The following is a 17,471-nucleotide window of genomic DNA, read 5'->3' as shown; positions in this document are numbered from 1 at the left end:
ATCCATGAATATAAAAAATAAGGTCAGAACCGCGCCGGGAGAGGATTCGAATGGATGGGATCTGGCGCATCTTGTGGGACAGCTAATTGATCATCGCTGGATCATTGTTGCCGTTACCGCTTTTTTCATGCTGGCGGGAACACTCTACACACTGTTTGCAACACCCATTTATAGCGCAGATGCGTTAGTTCAGGTTGAGCAGAAGAATGCCAGCACCGTTCTGAACGAAATTGACAGCATTCTGCCACCGACACCAGCCTCTGATACGGAAATCGAGATTCTGGAATCCCGTATGGTCATCGGCAAAACCGTTGACGATCTGGGTCTGGATACCGTCGTTGAGCAGAACTATTTCCCGGTTATCGGTAAAGGTCTGTCGCGCCTGATGGGCAACAAACCCGCCAGTATCGCGATTTCGCGCCTGGAAATCCCACGCACTATCGACAAACGTAACGTTGAACTGGAAGTGACCGGTCCGGATAGCTACACCGTCTCAAAAGATGGCGATGAGCTGTTCAAAGGTAAAGTCGGCCAGCTGGAGTCGCACGGCGACATCAGCATGCTGGTCAGCGAGATTCACGCTGATGAAGGCACCAGCTTCACCGTGACCAAGCTGAATAACCTGCAGGCGATCCGTTCAGTGCTCTCTAACCTGACCGTGGCAGACAAAGGTAAAGATACCGGCGTGCTGGGTCTGGAGTATTTGGGTGAAGATCCAGAGCAGATCAGCAAAGTGCTGAACCAGATTGTGAATAACTATCTGTTACAGAACGTTGAGCGCAAGTCAGCGCAGGCAGAGAAAAGCCTGGAGTTCTTACGCACTCAGCTGCCTGCCGTTCGCAGCAAGCTGGATGAAGCGGAAGATAAGCTGAACACCTTCCGTCGTCAGAACGAATCTGTTGACCTGTCACTGGAAGCGAAATCCGCTCTGGACTCCTCTGTCAGTGTGCAGAGTCAGTTGAACGAACTGACCTTCCGTGAAGCCGAAGTCTCTCAGCTGTTTACCAAAGATCACCCGACGTATCGCGCGCTGCTTGAAAAACGCAAAACGCTGGAAGGTGAGCAGGCTCAGCTGAATAAGAAAATTGCTGGCATGCCACAGACTCAGCAGGAAATCCTGCGTCTGACCCGTGACGTTCAGTCTGGTCAGGAGATCTACATGCAGCTGCTGAACCGTCAGCAGGAGCTGGGTATCAGTAAAGCGAGCACCGTGGGTGATGTCCGCATCATCGATGGCGCGCAGACCGCTAACTCACCTGTTGCACCGAAGAAGCTGCTGATCATCGCCGCGAGCCTGATTTTCGGTCTGTTCGTGTCAGTGGGTCTGGTTCTGCTGAAAGCGCTGCTGCATCACGGCATCGAGAACCCGGATCAGCTGGAAGAGCTGGGCATGAATGTCTATGCCAGCGTTCCACTGTCAGACTGGCAGCGTAAGAAGGATACCGAAGCCCTGGCGCGTCGTGGCAGCAAGGTGAAAACCGATCCGCACGAAACGCTGCTGGCGCTGGGTAACCCGACTGACCTCTCCATCGAAGCGATTCGTAGCCTGCGTACCAGCCTGCACTTCGCGATGATGGAAGCGAAAAACAATATCCTGATGATTACCGGTGCCAGCCCGGGTATTGGTAAAACCTTTATCTGTGCCAACCTGGCGACCCTGGTCGCGAAAGCGGGTCAGCGTGTTCTGTTTATCGATGGCGACATGCGTCGTGGTTACACCCACGAACTGCTGGGCGCAGATAACAAATCAGGTCTGTCCAACGTGCTGTCCGGTAAAACTGAATTCAGCCCGGCGCTGATTCAGCAGGGCGTCTACGGTTTCGACTTCCTGCCACGTGGTCAGGTTCCGCCGAACCCGTCTGAGCTGCTGATGCATCGTCGCATGGGTGAGCTGCTGGAGTGGGCGAGCAAGAACTACGACCTGGTGTTAATCGATACGCCGCCAATCCTGGCCGTCACCGATGCCTCTATCATCGGTAAGCTGGCCGGTACCTCACTGATGGTGGCGCGTTTCGAAGCCAACACCACCAAAGAAGTGGACGTCAGCTTCAAACGCTTTGCCCAGAACGGTATTGAGATTAAAGGTGTGATCCTCAACGCCGTGGTGCGTAAAGCCGCTAATGCGTATGGCTATGGTTATGACTACTACGCCTATGACTACGGCAAGACGAACAAAAGCTGATCATTGAGCAATAAAACAGGGGGCGGTCTGACCGCCCCTTTTTATCGTCCCTTTGAATGACGACACGCATCAATTTACACAGGTTATTCTGTCCAAACCCACAAAAGCGATACATCTATAAATCGCATGGCGAGCGTCACTCAACAGAATTCATCACCAGCAGGCATCGCCCGCACGCAATTTGTGACCGTGCAATCAGACTCGCTGTAAAGCCAGTCGGGGAGGCGAAGCGTGATTATTGCTGGCATGAGAACTTGTGGAATTAAGGAATCACACCATGGCTCCATATTGGTATGTATCAGGCTTTTTACTGCTGCTTTCGCTGTTTGAAATAGCGCTAAAAAAAGACGAACGCACAAATTATATTCTGACCTGGCTACTCTGTTTTGCCGCCGTGACTTTGATTATTTTCGGGGGAATACGCGGTCTTGGTACCGGCATGGATGACTTTCAGTACCGGAGCTTCTTCGAAGACTTTGTAAGACGTATTGAAATTAACGGCTTCTTTAATACCGTTGCGTTCTTCCGTTACGAACCGCTGATTTTTGCGATGGCCTGGCTCACCAGCCTGTTTTCGCACAATGCCAGTATCTTCCTGTTTGTCTTCTGCGCCATTGCCGTTTCCATCAATACCTGGTTTTTCAGGAAGATGTCTCCGTATCCGGTGCTGGCGCTGGTGCTCTATTCAGCGCACATCTTTATCAACAAAGACATTAACCAGATTCGCTTTGGCCTGAGTTCTGCGCTGTTCCTTGGCGTTCTCTGGTCGATCTATCTCAAGCGCTACTGGTGGGCATTTGCCTTCTTTATTCTGTCGTTTACGAGCCATAACACCGGTGTGATGGTGGTGACGCTTGTGCCGTTCCTGTTTATCCGGGACTGGCGCTGGTGGCCGGTCATTATCATCGTTGCCAGTCTGCCGCTATCGGTTGTGGGCGGCTCGGGCTTTATTGCCCTGATTGCCGGTCATCTGGGATCGCTGGGAGAGAGGGCATCGGGCTATAACAATGACCCCTCCTATGCAATGGGTGGCAGCATCCTGGCCGTATCGAACCTGAAAAACATCATGCTGGTGTTTGTCTTCTTCTATTTCATGCTGACCGATAAGCTGAAGCGCGAGAATTACGCCCAGTATCGCCTTAACTATCTGCTGATTTTAAGTTTTGCCATCGGCGGAGCGATCAGGATCTTCCTGTATAACTTCCCGTCAGGTTCGCGCCTGTCCAACTATCTGCAGCAGGTCGAGCCGATAATCCTGACCTCGCTGATTTATCAGGCAAGGCGATCCTGGAAGCCAGCGCTGTATGCCATGCTGGTGTTCTTCCTGCTCTATTACCTCTACTACAACACCATTTCAACCAAACAGGCCGTTACCGGTTATGAAGTGGCGCGGGAGTTTTGGCTGATCCACTAATCAATCTGACGACCGCCCCTGGGTGACGAGTTTCACCCAGGGGCGGTCGTCGGTCAGAACACAGGTTTTTCATCGACCGTTGTCGAATGAACTGTTTATTTTTGAACTACTTTAATGAGGTGCTGGCAATGAAGGACATTCGTTTCTCCATCGTAATTCCGGCTTATAACGCGTCAGAATCGATTGTCACGACGCTGGATTGCGTTAAAGCACAAACGTATCGCAATTTCGAAGTCATCATCGTTGATGATAAATCTGCGGATGCTGCCGCGCTGGCGGATGTGGTGCGCAGCGAACGCTACCGGGAGCTCGATATCAATCTGGTGCTCTCCGAGGTCAAACTCAACGGAGCCGGTGCGCGTAACAAAGGTATTGAGCTGGCGACCGGTGACTATGTCAGCTTCCTTGACGCCGATGATGAGTGGGCTCCGGACAAACTGCAGCAGGTGAGCGAAAAAATTGCTCAGCTGGAGGCGCAGGGCAAAAAGAATTTCGTCATTTTCAGCCAGGTGAATATTTATCAGGATGGCACGTTCCTGAAAGTGATGCCGATGCAGCCGCCAGGCAAAAATGAAACGGTCGCGGAGTATCTCTTCGGCTGCTACGGCTTTATCCAGACCAGCACCATTGTGCTGAAGCGGGAAGACGCGGCAAAAATTCAGTTCGATACCCGCTACATCCGTCATCAGGATTATGATTTCTGCATTCGTGCCGACCGCATGGGCTATGACTTTGTGATGATCGCTGCTCCGCTGGCGAACTACCACCTGGTCACTAAGTTTGGCTCGAAACATAAAGGCGAATCGGTGAACTACTCGATGTTCTGGCTCGATAGCATGAAGCCGCATCTGACCCCGCGTGACATCCACACCTACAAAGCTTTTAAGCTGCCACTGCGCTACAAGATGGATGGTAAGTCGCTGATGGCGAGCCTGAGCTTCGCGCGCTACTTCTTCCTCACCAACAAAGACAACCGTGCTTATTTCATGAACCGGGTTAAAGACAAGGTCAGAGCACGTTTCGGCGGTGAGAAAGCGATCTCCTGACGCGCGCCGCGCCTCGCTCTGCTCCTGATGCCAGGAGCGACTCTTTTTACGATTAATTCAGGGTTGAAGATGAATACTTCTGTTGGAACCGTTGGCATTGTCATGCCTATGTATAATGCACGTCAGACGGTGTTACGCGCGGTGCAATCGGTTATCAATCAGCACTATACCGACTGGCATCTCTATCTGGTCAACGATAAATCGACCGATGACTCGCTGGAATTTGTGCGTGAGCATTGTCAGGATCCGCGCATTACCATTCTGGATAACGCGGTCAACATGGGCGCAGCAGAGACCCGAAATGTCGGGCTGCGCGCGGCCACTGAAGAGATTATCGCCTTTCTCGACAGCGATGATGAGTGGCATGCGGACAAGCTGACCCAGCAGGTTGCTGCCATTGCGGCCGGCGATGATTTTGTGATTACCGAATACCACTATAAAACCCGGAAGGCTGAGCACGATATTACCTACGGCAAACCTTACCTGCAGCAGGAAAACTTTGTGAAGAAGCAGTATCGCGTCTGCTTCTCCTCCGTCTGTTTCCGCCGTCCGCCGCAGGGGCTTTTCTTCCAGCGCAAAGGCCACGAAGATTTCCTGTTTTTGTATGAATTATTCACCCGCTATAAGCAGGCACGCGTAATTCAGACGATTCTGGTCAACTATTACGAATTAGGCGATTCCCTTTCCCGTAATAAGAACAAAGCGGCCCAGTGGCACCTTGAATTATTAAGAATTATCTATAAAAACAATCCTTTAAAAATCTATTACTATTACGCCTGGTATATGGTGAATGGTGTGCTGTTTACCCTTAAGCATCGTTAAGCCTGTCGGCAGGATTGTCTTTAAAATTTGAGGTGGATAGCGTTTCATGAAAAAAATTGTCCTGGTGATCAAAGATGCTTATTCGTATGCGGGCACCGAGAACATCTGTAACTTCATGTCAGAGTGTCTTGGCGAGACCCATGAAGTCACCATCTACTCGCTGGAAGGCAGTGGAAAAACCTTTTACCCGTTTGAGCACGTCAAACAGATCGTCAGCTTTGAAGGGCAGAGCAATCCGATCAAAAGCGCGGTTGCCCGGATTCACGAAGAGGGTTTCGATACCGTCTTCCTGATCAGCATGGGTCGCCTGAGCGTGATGTTCGCTTTCTGGAATCTGCTGGCGATGAAGAAAAAGCGGGGCAAAGCCTACGCCTGCGAACACATCGCCATTAACTCCTTCAGCAAACCGATTAAGTTCCTCAAGTTTCTGCTGCTGCGCTACTACGACCGCGTGATTGTTCTGACCGACAAAGATCATCAGGTGTTCAGCCGCTGGCGCATTCCCAGCAAACAAATCCCCAACCCGGTGGTTTACAAAGACTATCAGCGTCAGACCCGTCATCGCCAGGCGCTGGCCGTAGGCCGTCTGGATAACCAGAAGGGCTTTGACCTGATGCTGGATATCTGGCGCGACTTTGCCCGCAGCCATCCTGACTGGACGCTGGTGATTGCCGGTGACGGTGAACTGCGTCAGCAGCTGCACGACCAGGCGGCGGTGCTGGGCATCACCGACAGCGTGAAGTTTGTCGGCAAGGTCAGCAATATTAATGACTACTATCGCGACAGCGATATGGCGCTGATGACCTCGCGCTATGAAGGATTGCCACTGGTGCTGCTGGAAGCAAAATCCTGGTCACTGCCGGTAGTGGCATATGACTGCCCGACCGGTCCACAGGAGATCATCAATCACGGTGAAGATGGTTTCCTGGTTCCGATGAACGACAAAGCCACGTTTCTGGCCCGAATGGAGCAGCTCGCCAGCGATGACGCGCTGTTCTATGCCATGAGCGAAAAAACAAAACAGACCGCGCTGAAATTCGACGGTAATCAGATTAAGCAAAGCTGGCTGTCACTGGTTTAACCGGAGCTGGAAAAGCTCACTTGCGACGTGCCTCAGGGACACCGCCATGGCCAATGGCCTTATTGACTACGGGAAATGATGCATGAAAAGAAGAGAAGTTTTACAGACCGCCGCCTCCGCTCTGGTGGGGGCTCTCTCCGTGAGCACCTTTTCCAGCTACGCTGCAAAAAGTAACGGTATCGCCCTGAAGCCGGTTGATGCCACTGACGTGCCTAAAAGCGACGTGCCAATCCTGACCCCGGAAAATGTCTACGCCATGCCACCGCAGTTCTGGCAGGGCTTTGAAGGCAAACTCTGGATTGGTAAAGCAGGTGCAGATGCCAGCAAACCGGGCAACCAGATCCCGGTCTTCCTGCGTGATGCCAGCGGCAAAGTGTCGGAGATTGCTCAGCCTATCGCGCTGAACAAAGGCAACTTTGCCCAGTTTATTCAGGACAATGCTGCGCTGATTGCTAATCCTTCGCATTCGATGGCAGTCGAGGACAGCAACGGTCAGACGCTGTTCAACATCGCCGATGTCAGCCGTCCGGGCGCTGCAGATTTCAGCCAGCGTCTGGCACAGCCAGCGGGTTATCAGCTGATTGGTGAGATCCCGTCCGTAGCGGAGTTGCGCAAAACCCGTCCGCTGTTTGAAGGGGCCAAGGTTAAGCTGAAAAGCTGGCATGAAGGACGGGAAGTCGGCGGCGGCGAGTTTGTCGGCAGCTTCCAGCCCGCTCAGAATGATGGCGGCGTAAACTTTGCCGGTGAGGGCTTTTCCTGGCGTCGCGTGGTAGACGATTTCAACCGCCTGACCCTGTTTGATTTCGGTGCGATTGCCGATGGCAAAACCGATACTGCGCCCGCCATTATGGCGATGTTCCAGTGGTCACAGCAGGCTAACCAGCAGATCTGCGTCCAGTTCCCGGCCGGGACCTTTATGGTCTCAGCCTGTAACCTTGGCGATAAGTATCTCAACTTCTTCCGCATGTCCGGTGCGATGGTGAACTTCGGCTACTTCCCGGCGACCACTATTGTCTCAGATGGTAAGTCAGAGTTCGTCTTTGAGATGAATGCCCGTCGGGTTGAGCTTTCCAACCTGAATTTTAACGGCAACAGCGATAAGAGCCCCAACAAGCAGGGCTTTTTCCATAACAACTGCCCTGGCGGACAATATTTCCGTGGTGCCTGCCTGCGCTTTAACGCAGTCGGCGGCACCGCCATCAGCCTGCAGGATACTCTGGATTGTAAAATCGACCAGTGGTATGCCTCACGCTGCAGTGGTGATGTGATCAAATCGGGCTGGTCAGGGCAGAAGCAGGGCAAATGGGACCACAGCACCGCGATCGAACTGTCGAACTTTAATGCGCAGTACTGTCGTGGTGGCAAAGTCCTCAACCTGCCGCGCTGCGGCCAGTCGATTATCCATAATGGCTGGATTGAGCACTGTGATAACCCGGGCGATCTCTCCAACGGTCAGTGGATTGTCGATGCGCTGAGCCTGGAGGATTGTAAGAATCCGCTGATCGCGCATAACACGCGCCTGAATATGCGCCAGACCAGCCTCCAGTCGGGCAGCTGGATCGACAACTCCATGCAGGGCGACCGTCTGCTCAGCATCTGGGAGATGGGATCGACCCGCGTGGAGTCCTATGGCGTCGCGCTGGATGGCAGCCTGAAGTACAACTACATCACCTCGCGCTGGCGTTTAGAGAACAACACGAATCAGGAGACCTGGTTTGATCTCGGCAGCCTCTACTCCCCGACCGTGGGTGATTCGTGGGAGATCGAAATTTTTGGTCAGTCACAGTTCAGCAACGGCAGTGGCGATAAGCCGCTGATGAACCTGATCGGTGACAAGACCACCGGTGGCCGCGCGGTGATCCACGTACAGCGCAAAAAGGATCGCTCTGAAGCGAGCTGGTCGGCCGAAGGCAGCAGCCCGATTGTCGATGTGCGCTATGTGGCTGAGCATGACACCGATGTCCGCATCTTCATCAAACTGGCGGGCTGGACGCCGTCGGTGGCCGTGCTGGTGAAAACCACCGGTAAAGATCGCTTTGTCACCGGTCGCTGTGCGCGCGTTAACGCGAAGATGGAGAAGGGCAATCCTCCGGCGGGCGACGCGACTAAACGCGCGCCGCAGCGCTTCAGCCTGCACAACGGCAAAGCGGGCGTGGGTGCCAACGAGCAGGGCGATCTGCTGATGGCTTCGCGTCCGCTCTCTGCCGATCAGGTCGATACCAGCAAGCCGGAAGGCTTTGTTTCCGTCGTGATCAACGGCAAACAGGTCGCACTGCCTTACTTCGCAATCAAGTCGTAACACCTTGCATCACGGCCGTCACAACGGAGGCGGCCGGTTTTAACAGGAGCACTACCTTTGGGTGCGTTATCCCGTAAAGCATGACTTTAAACAGAGTTCATTTTGCCCATTGCGGATCTGGGCGGCTTACAGAATTAAAAAAATTTATTCGGAGTTGTTATGAAAATTTTATTGGTGGGTAACCACACGTGTGGGAATCGCGGGGATGGCGCGATTCTTCGTGGACTGATTGATTCTATGAAGTCTGCACGCAGTGATTTAGAGATTGATGTTATTAGCCGTTATCCAACCAGCTCCGGTTATCTGCTCCAGCAGGATATTCAGCAGGACGCGCTGTATCTGCACAACAGCAAATCAGGCAAAGGTCTGGTCGGTTCGTTTAAGCGTAAAGTCGCGAACCGCCTGATGCCCGATATCATGATGGCGCATCTGGGCAAGGGCGGGATCTTTAAGTCTTTCTCTGTACCCCCGCACCTGAAGGCGTTTACTGACAGCCTTGCAAAATATGATGCGATTATTCAGGTTGGCGGATCGTTCTTCGTTGACCTCTATGGTGTGACCCAGTTTGACCATGCGCTCTGTGCGCTGATGGCGAAAAAGCCGATCTACCTGATCGGTCACTCGGTGGGGCCATTCCAGAACCCGCGCGTCAATGCGCTGGCGAACTTTGTCTTTGATCGGGTCGACAGCCTGGTGCTGCGTGAATCGGTCAGCCTTGACCTGATGAAGCGCGATGGCGTGACCAGCTCTAAAATTGCGTCTGGCGTTGATACCGCTTTCCTGGTGCGGGCACGCGAAGTCGAAAACCCGAGCCATAATCTGCTCTACTGGCAGGGCATTATCGATGGCCGTAAAACCATCGCGATCACCGTGCGTGAACTGGCACCGTTTGATAAACGTCTGGGTGTAACGCAGAAAGAGTATGAAGCGGCGTTTGGCCGGGTAATCAATGCCATGATTGCTGAAGGCTATCAGGTTGTTGCGTTCTCAACCTGTACCGGCATCGACAGCTATGCCAAAGATGACCGCATGGTCGCACTGACCCTGCGTGACCACGTAGAACAGCCTGAACATTACCATGTCATTATGGATGAGTTTAATGACCTGGAGCTGGGCATCCTGCTGAATCATTGTCATCTGACCATTGGTACCCGCCTGCACTCGGCGATTATCTCCATGAACTTTGGCACCCCGGCTGTGGCGATCAACTACGAGCACAAGTCGATGGGTGTGATGAACCAGCTTGGTCTGCCGCAGATGGCAACCGATGTGAAAAGCCTGATGGATGGCTCGCTAATCGATAAAGTGAAAACTGTGCTTGCCGATTACGACAACATCAAGCTTAAGGTCGACACGGCCGTTGCGAATGAAAGGGAAATTGGCAACCGGATCACTGAAGAGATTCTCAAAGTATTAGGGTAATGTGATGAAACTGACTTTTTTCACCATGCGTTTCCCGGTTGCCTCTGAGACATTCGTATTAAATCAGGTAACCCATTTTATTGATGCCGGTTACGAGGTGGAGATTATTTCAGTCTTTCCCGGCGATTTAGTGAACCGGCATGCCGCTTTTGATGAGTATGGCCTGGCGGCGAAAACGCATTATCTGCTGCCGGAAGAGAAGGTCTCGATTGTCGATAAGCTGAACCAGCGCATTAAGCTGGTGCTGCCAAAAGTGACGAAACCGTCGCTGCTGCGTTCGCTGAATGTGCGCCGTTATGGCGCGCAGTCCAGTAAACTGCTGCTGCCGTCGATTGTGGCGAATGCAAAGCAGACCTTCACCGCAGATGTGTTCCTGGTGCATTTCGGCTATGCCGGTGCCCTGGCGAACAAACTGCGTGAGCTGGGCGTGCTCAAGGGTAAACAGGCGACCGTGTTTCACGGTGCCGATATTTCCCGTCGTCACATTCTGGAAGAGCACAAACTCGACTATGTGAATCTGTTCCGCCAGAGTGAGCTGATGCTGCCTATCAGCAATCTGTGGAAGAACAAGCTGATTGAGATGGGCTGCCCGCCGGAAAAAATTCACGTTACGCGTATGGGCATTGAGCCGGAGAAGTTTAACTTCCAGCCGCGCCAGGCGTTTCAGACGCCGCTGCGTATCGTTTCGGTGGCACGTCTGACCGAGAAGAAAGGGCTGGATGTGGCGGTCAAAGCCAGCGCCATCCTGAAGCAGCGTGGCGGTCAGTTTCAGTACACCATTATCGGTAACGGCGATCAGGATGAGATGATGCGTAATTTCATCGCCCGCGAGGGAATGGAAGATTGTGTCAGCATGCCGGGCTTTAAACCGCAGGAGGAGATCCGTCGCGCACTGAGTGAGGCTGACATCTTCCTGCTGCCCTCCAAAACCGCCGCAGATGGCGATATGGAAGGTATCCCGGTCGCACTGATGGAAGCGATGGCGGTCGGCCTGCCGGTGGTCTCAACCTTCCACAGCGGCATTCCGGAGCTGATCGAGAACAACGTATCTGGCTGGCTGGTGGAAGAGGACGATCCTGAGGCGCTGGCGGAAACGCTGCTGAAGCTCTCTCAGGGTGAAGTGGATGTGGCGCCCGTGGTCGCGGCCGCCCGTCACAAAGTTGAGACTGAATTTAATCAGCATATCGCCTACGGCGAACTGGCACAGATTCTGGAGCGACTGGTGTGAGTGGATTTAAGTCACAGGCGATTTGGCTGTTCGGCAGCACCTGCTTTTCTGCGGTGCTGCAGGTTGCACAGCTAAGCTTTCTCGCCCGCAAACTGGAAACCCACGAGCTGGGGCTGTTAGCCATCATCAACGCCATCCTGGCGGTGGCGGGTGTGCTGCAGGATATGGGGATGAGCAGTTATCTTGTGCATCGCCAGAACATTACCCGTCGTGAGCAGAGCACTATCTACTGGGTGAACGTCTCACTCAGCTTGTGTACTGGCCTGATCATGCTGCTGATCGCCTTCCCGGTCTCGTGGTTCTATCACCTGCCTGAGCTGGTGGGTCTGATCATGCTGACCAGCCTGAACTTCCTGGTGCTGGGGCATCTGTCGCAGTATCAGGCGCACTACATCAAAACCAAGCGGATGGTTTCGCTGGCGAAGATTGAGATGGGCACCAAGCTGTTTGCCTTCCTCTGTGTGGTGGCGATGCTGGAGTTCACCTCGCTCACCGTAGCGGCGGCGATTCTCGGTCTGTTCATCAACGCCTTTACCCGCATCCTCTGCATGATTGCGCTGGGTGAGAAGTCGTGGCGTCCAACCTGGGAGTTCGATAAAGCGACCTTTATCGGCGCGATTCGCTACGGCAGCTATCAGCTCGGCTCGCAGACCATTAACCAGCTGCGTACCCAGGCCGATGCGCTGGTAGTGGGTAAAGTGATGGGTGCTGAGATGCTGGGTGTTTACTCACTGGCGAAAGAGCTGGTGCTGCAACCGCTGAAGCTGGTGACGCCGGTGATTAACCGACTGGCACTGCCACGCTTTGCAGAGAAGCAGCACGATGCCGAGCAGCTGAAGAAGCTTTTCCTGAAGGGTACGCTGGGGATCATGCTGTTCAGCAGCGCGATGTACCTTGCGATTGGTATCCTGTCACCCGTCATTGTGCGTGTACTTTATGGCGCGTCGCATGAGCAGGTCTATCACCTGATCCCGCTGATGCTGCTGTTTGGTATGCTGCGGCCGATGGGCGGTCTGACCGGCGCGATTTCCCAGGCCAACGGACGGACCAACGTTGAGTTCTACTGGAACATCGTGGCGAGTATTGTGGTTCTGGCGGTGCTGGCAACCACCTTTATCTGGCCGAACGTGCTCTATGTGGCGCTGACGCTCTCCATCTCGCAGATCCTGATCTCGGCACTGGCTCATCCGTTCTTTATCAAGCCGGTAATTGGCATTCGGTTTATTCCCTATGCCCGGCAATGGGTGGCGGTGTCGGTGGTATTTGTCGGCATAATGTTGCTGGTCAATCACTTTAATCTGTTTGTGATGCCGGAGTGGTTTGAAGGCTGGTTGTAATCACAATTGCGTTATATCAACGGGCGGCCTCAGGGTCGCCCGTTTTCATTTATGGCTGGTCTCAGCCGCGCGGCGACCCGGGGGGGAAATAACAGAGGCGATATTCGATTACTGATTGTCTTTATTCAGTTTATGCCGTTGCTGGCAATGGGCAAAATGCCGAATTTCCAAGTTATGACAGAGAGTTACTGTCCGATTTTCAGATAAAGATTATACTTGCTCTTCCGGCCGATCCTGCATAATCGACCCACATCTTCATTTTATTAAACGGAATAAATATGACCAAGCTTAAAGCAGTAATCCCGGTTGCGGGCCTCGGTATGCATATGCTCCCTGCGACTAAAGCCATTCCGAAAGAGATGCTGCCTGTCGTCGACAAACCGATGATCCAGTACATCATTGACGAGTGTGTTGCCGCGGGTATTAAAGAGATTGTGCTGGTCACGCATGCATCGAAAAATGCCGTAGAAAACCATTTCGACACCACCTATGAGCTCGAAGCGCTGCTGGAAGCGCGCGTGAAGCGTCAGCTGCTGAGCGAAGTGCAGTCTATCTGCCCGCCAGGCGTAACCATCATGAACGTGCGCCAGGCACAGCCGCTGGGCCTGGGCCACTCGATTCTCTGTGCCCGTCCGATGATCGGTGACAATCCGTTTGTGGTCGTGCTGCCAGACGTGCTGCTGGATGACTCCACCGCTGACCACATGCGTTATAACCTTGCGGCGATGGTTGCCCGTTTTGAAGAGACCGGCCACAGCCAGGTCCTGGCGCAGCATATGCCAGCGTCCGATCTCTCTGAGTACTCAGTAATCACCACTGAAGAGCCGATTGATCACCCAGGCGACATCAGCACCATTACCGATTTCGTTGAGAAGCCTGAAGATACCGCCGGTCTGAGCTCTGACCTGGCTGCGGTAGGCCGCTATGTCCTTTCTGCTGATATCTGGGCGGAACTGGAGCGTACTGAGCCAGGCGCGTGGGGCCGTATCCAGCTGACCGATGCGATTGCCAGCCTGAGCAAACATAAAACCGTTGATGTTTCGCTGCTGACCGGTCACAGTTTCGACTGTGGTCGTAAGCTCGGTTACATGCAGGCGTTTGTCTCTTACGGCCTGCGCAGCAACGCGCAGGGTCGCGATTTCCGCGAAGCTATCCAGACCATCCTCGCAAAACAACAGTAATTTATTTGCCGCGTCCTGCGCGGCAGATTGAAAGGAGCTCACATGGCAATTTTAGTCACGGGCGGAGCAGGGTATATCGGCTCCCATACGGTACTGGCGCTGTTGCAGCGCGGTGATGATGTTGTGGTTCTGGATAACCTCTGCAATGCCTCACGCGAAGCGATTAACCGCGTTGAGAAACTGGCGGGTAAAAAAGCGACCTTCGTTGAAGGCGATATCCGTGACCGCGCCTGTCTGCGTGACCTGTTTGCATCCAACACCATTTCAGCCGTAATCCACTTCGCTGCGCTTAAAGCCGTCGGTGAATCTACGCGTATGCCGCTGGAGTACTACGAGAACAACGTCGCGGGCACCGTGGTGCTGCTGGAAGAGATGCGTGATGCCGGCGTCTGGAACTTTATCTTCAGCTCATCAGCAACCGTTTATGGCGCAGATGCCCCGGTTCCTTACGTTGAGACCACCCCGATTGGCGGTACCACCAGTCCATACGGCACCTCTAAGCTGATGACCGAATTCGTGATGCGCGACTTCGCCAAAGCGGAGCCGAAGTTCAAGGCGATTGCGCTGCGTTACTTCAATCCGGTTGGCGCGCATGAGTCAGGCGAAATCGGTGAAGATCCGGCTGGCATCCCAAACAACCTGCTGCCATACATTGCACAGGTCGCGATTGGCCGTCTGGAGAAGCTGGGCGTGTTTGGCGGTGATTACGATACGCCAGACGGTACCTGTCTGCGTGACTACATCCACGTTGTTGACCTGGCGGAAGGGCACCTGAAAGCGCTGGATTATCTGAGCAAAGTTGAGGGCTACACCGCCTTTAACCTGGGCGGCGGCAAAGGCTTCTCGGTGCTGGAGATGATCAAAGCGTTTGAGAAGGCGTCCGGCAAGGCGATCCCGTTTGAGATTAAGCCACGTCGCGATGGCGACCTGCCTGCGTTCTGGGCCGATGCGTCACTGGCTAACACAACGCTCGACTGGCGCGTGACGCGCGGCATCGATGAGATGATGCGCGATACGTGGAACTGGCAGAGCAAGAACCCGGATGGGTTTCGGTAGTTGAAAAAAGGCGAACTCAGGTTCGCCTTTTTTATATTTGATTTGAATTATCTTATCAGACCTTTCTCATAATTCTGATTGCATCACCCTGAGGCATCAGCAACCATCTCCTGCGCCAGAAAAGTGCTCATTAGTTGAACTAACACCTGCGACATAAACGCATTTTATTCGTAATAGCTATACCTGAGTGATAGAATTTACGATTGTTGAATGATAAACCCACTTAAACAATTTCATTAATAAAGTGATATCAATCAACTGAATGCTGAACATCTGGCGGATTCATGTTGTCAGCATACTCATTCGGTCAAAGATAATCAGCATCGTGGGAGCTGTAACCCAGGGGCGGTAGCGTGCTCTTAAAACGCCTATGATTGTCTGCTTTTTATTCGGGCACCCATGCCTCAGATAGCTTGTCAGGAATAAATACGTTATGAAGATTCTTATCACTGGTGGTGCAGGTTTTATCGGTTCAGCGGTTGTGCGTCATGTTATCAACAATACGAACGATGAAGTCATTAACGTTGATAAACTAACCTATGCAGGCAATCTTGAGTCTCTTAAAGAGGTGAGCAGCAATCCACGCTATACCTTTAAACAGATCGATATCTGCGACGGTCAGGCTATTACTAAGGCTTTAAATGAGTTTCAACCGGATGCCATCATGCATCTGGCTGCAGAAAGCCACGTAGACCGCTCGATCACCGGCCCGGCTGAATTTGTTCAGACTAACGTGGTAGGCACTTACGCTCTGTTAGAAGCAACCCGTCAATACTGGAGCGCGTTACCTGAAGAACGTAAAGCGGCATTCCGTTTTCACCATATTTCAACGGATGAAGTTTATGGTGACTTACCTCATCCGGATGAAATGGACGGCGATTTACCGCTGTTTACCGAAGAGACCCCTTATGCCCCGAGCAGTCCATACTCCTCAACGAAAGCTGCCAGCGATCATCTGGTTCGCGCCTGGGGCCGCACTTACAAGCTGCCGGTGATTGTCACCAACTGCTCGAACAACTATGGCCCTTATCATTTCCCGGAAAAACTGATCCCACTGATTATTAGTAATGCGCTGGAAGGCAAACCACTACCTATCTACGGTAAAGGCGATCAGATTCGTGACTGGCTTTATGTTGAAGACCACGCGCGCGCGCTTTACACCGTAGTTAAAAATGCGAAGACTGGCACCACCTATAACATCGGCGGACATAACGAAAAGAAAAATATCGATGTTGTGATGAAGGTTTGCGAACTGCTGGATCAGTTGCGTCCAAAAGCGACTCCGTACAGTGATCAAATTACCTATGTTCAGGACCGCCCGGGACATGATCGTCGCTACGCGATTGATGCCGCTAAGATTGAAAAGGATTTGGGCTGGAAACCGGAAGAGACGTTTGAAACGGGCCTGAAGAAAACCGTTGAGTGGTACCTTAACAATTCACAGTGGGTTGAGCATGTGAAAAGTGGTGCGTACCAGAACTGGATCGAAGAAAATTACGAGAAACGTAGCTAATGTATATTCTCCTTTTTGGTAAAAACGGCCAGGTCGGCTGGGAATTACAGCGTGCGCTGGCGCCATTGGGCAATTTGATTGTGGTCGATCGTCAGTCTACTGACTATTGTGGCGATTTTGAAAACCCAGTGGGGCTGGCTGAGACGGTTCGAAGGATAAAACCAGCTGTAATCGTGAACGCGACAGCTTACACCGCTGTTGATAAAGCTGAATCAGAGCAGGATAAGGCTCGCCTGGTTAACGCCACTTCGATGAAGTCACTGGCAGAGGCCGCTGAGGAAATTGGGGCGTGGTTGGTCCATTACTCTACCGATTATGTTTTTGACGGCTCAGGCGATCGTGCCTGGTGTGAAGATGATGCAACAGCTCCATTGAATGTCTATGGACAGACTAAGCTGGAAGGGGAGCAGGCAATCGTCCGCACCATGACGAAATACCTTATTTTCCGTACCAGCTGGGTCTATGCTGCAAAGGGCAATAACTTTGCTAAGACGATGCTGAAGCTTGCTAAAGATCGGGATTCATTGTCAGTGATTAATGATCAGTTTGGTGCGCCAACTGGCGCTGAACTAATCGCAGACAGCACTGCACATGCAATCAGAGTGGCATTGAATAATAATGCAGTTGCTGGCATCTACCATCTGATTGCAGCAGGTGAGACGACCTGGCATGCTTATGCTAAAAGCGTAATCGACTTTGCTAAATTGCAGGGTGTTGAGCTTAATGTTCAGGTGATTAATCCTGTGCCAACAAGTGCATTCCCTACACCTGCCAGACGTCCTTCAAATTCCCGGCTCAATACTGAGAAGTTTCAACATACGTTTGGTTTGACCCTGCCTGACTGGAAATTGGGTGTTGAACGTATGTTGCTTGAAACTCTTAAATAATTT

13 protein-coding genes are annotated in these 17,471 nt (G+C 52.6%); all 13 read left to right on the top strand.

Annotated elements, in window-relative coordinates:
- The first annotated feature begins 4 nt into the window (after positions 1–4).
- The 13 genes from wzc to rfbD all read left to right on the top strand — a co-directional run bounded on the left by wzc (position 5) and on the right by rfbD (position 17,468).
- Positions 5–2,182 carry a tyrosine-protein kinase Wzc gene (gene wzc, locus FOV68_RS04495; RefSeq protein ID WP_010248139.1) on the top strand — a complete coding sequence of 726 codons (2,178 nt, stop codon included), beginning with the start codon at positions 5–7 and terminating at the stop codon, positions 2,180–2,182.
- A gap of 277 nt (positions 2,183–2,459) precedes the next feature.
- Positions 2,460–3,596 (top strand): EpsG family protein, encoded by a 1,137-nt coding sequence (locus FOV68_RS04490; protein ID WP_010248137.1) that lies wholly within the window; start codon positions 2,460–2,462, stop codon positions 3,594–3,596.
- Between the two features lie 128 nt (positions 3,597–3,724).
- A complete protein-coding gene (locus tag FOV68_RS04485; RefSeq protein ID WP_143990395.1) occupies positions 3,725–4,642 on the top strand; it encodes a glycosyltransferase family 2 protein in 918 nt (305 codons plus the stop codon).
- A 69-nt stretch (positions 4,643–4,711) separates the two neighbouring features.
- Positions 4,712–5,464 (top strand): glycosyltransferase family 2 protein, encoded by a 753-nt coding sequence (locus FOV68_RS04480; protein ID WP_010670978.1) that lies wholly within the window; start codon positions 4,712–4,714, stop codon positions 5,462–5,464.
- Positions 5,465–5,510: 46 nt separating this feature from the next.
- Entirely contained in the window at positions 5,511–6,545 is a 1,035-nt protein-coding gene (locus tag FOV68_RS04475) for a glycosyltransferase (RefSeq protein WP_010670977.1), read from the top strand.
- A gap of 82 nt (positions 6,546–6,627) precedes the next feature.
- Positions 6,628–8,844 carry a phage tailspike protein gene (locus FOV68_RS04470; RefSeq protein ID WP_083069054.1) on the top strand — a complete coding sequence of 739 codons (2,217 nt, stop codon included), beginning with the start codon at positions 6,628–6,630 and terminating at the stop codon, positions 8,842–8,844.
- A 159-nt stretch (positions 8,845–9,003) separates the two neighbouring features.
- Complete coding sequence (gene wcaK, locus FOV68_RS04465; RefSeq protein WP_031591357.1) at positions 9,004–10,266, top strand: colanic acid biosynthesis pyruvyl transferase WcaK; 1,263 nt, start codon at positions 9,004–9,006, stop codon at positions 10,264–10,266.
- A gap of 4 nt (positions 10,267–10,270) precedes the next feature.
- The gene (locus FOV68_RS04460) at positions 10,271–11,494 is read left to right on the top strand and encodes a glycosyltransferase (protein ID WP_031591356.1); all 1,224 of its coding nucleotides are present in this window, start codon (positions 10,271–10,273) and stop codon (positions 11,492–11,494) included.
- On the top strand, positions 11,491–12,831 hold the full coding sequence (locus tag FOV68_RS04455) for a lipopolysaccharide biosynthesis protein (protein WP_031591354.1): 1,341 nt from the start codon (positions 11,491–11,493) through the stop codon (positions 12,829–12,831). Before FOV68_RS04460 ends, FOV68_RS04455 begins: the two co-directional genes overlap by 4 nt.
- A gap of 278 nt (positions 12,832–13,109) precedes the next feature.
- On the top strand, positions 13,110–14,012 hold the full coding sequence (galF, locus tag FOV68_RS04450; protein WP_031591353.1) for a UTP--glucose-1-phosphate uridylyltransferase GalF: 903 nt from the start codon (positions 13,110–13,112) through the stop codon (positions 14,010–14,012).
- A gap of 42 nt (positions 14,013–14,054) precedes the next feature.
- On the top strand, positions 14,055–15,068 hold the full coding sequence (gene galE / locus FOV68_RS04445) for a UDP-glucose 4-epimerase GalE (RefSeq protein ID WP_143990394.1): 1,014 nt from the start codon (positions 14,055–14,057) through the stop codon (positions 15,066–15,068).
- A 433-nt stretch (positions 15,069–15,501) separates the two neighbouring features.
- Positions 15,502–16,581, top strand: a complete 1,080-nt coding sequence (gene rfbB / locus FOV68_RS04440) for a dTDP-glucose 4,6-dehydratase (protein WP_033772201.1) — start codon at positions 15,502–15,504, stop codon at positions 16,579–16,581.
- Complete coding sequence (gene rfbD, locus FOV68_RS04435) at positions 16,581–17,468, top strand: dTDP-4-dehydrorhamnose reductase (RefSeq protein ID WP_143990393.1); 888 nt, start codon at positions 16,581–16,583, stop codon at positions 17,466–17,468. Before rfbB ends, rfbD begins: the two co-directional genes overlap by 1 nt.
- Positions 17,469–17,471 lie beyond the last annotated feature (3 nt).

The sequence above is a fragment of the Pantoea sp. paga genome, assembly GCF_007558755.1.
GTDB lineage: Bacteria > Pseudomonadota > Gammaproteobacteria > Enterobacterales > Enterobacteriaceae > Pantoea > Pantoea agglomerans.
This window is presented reverse-complemented; position numbering and strand designations above follow the sequence as displayed.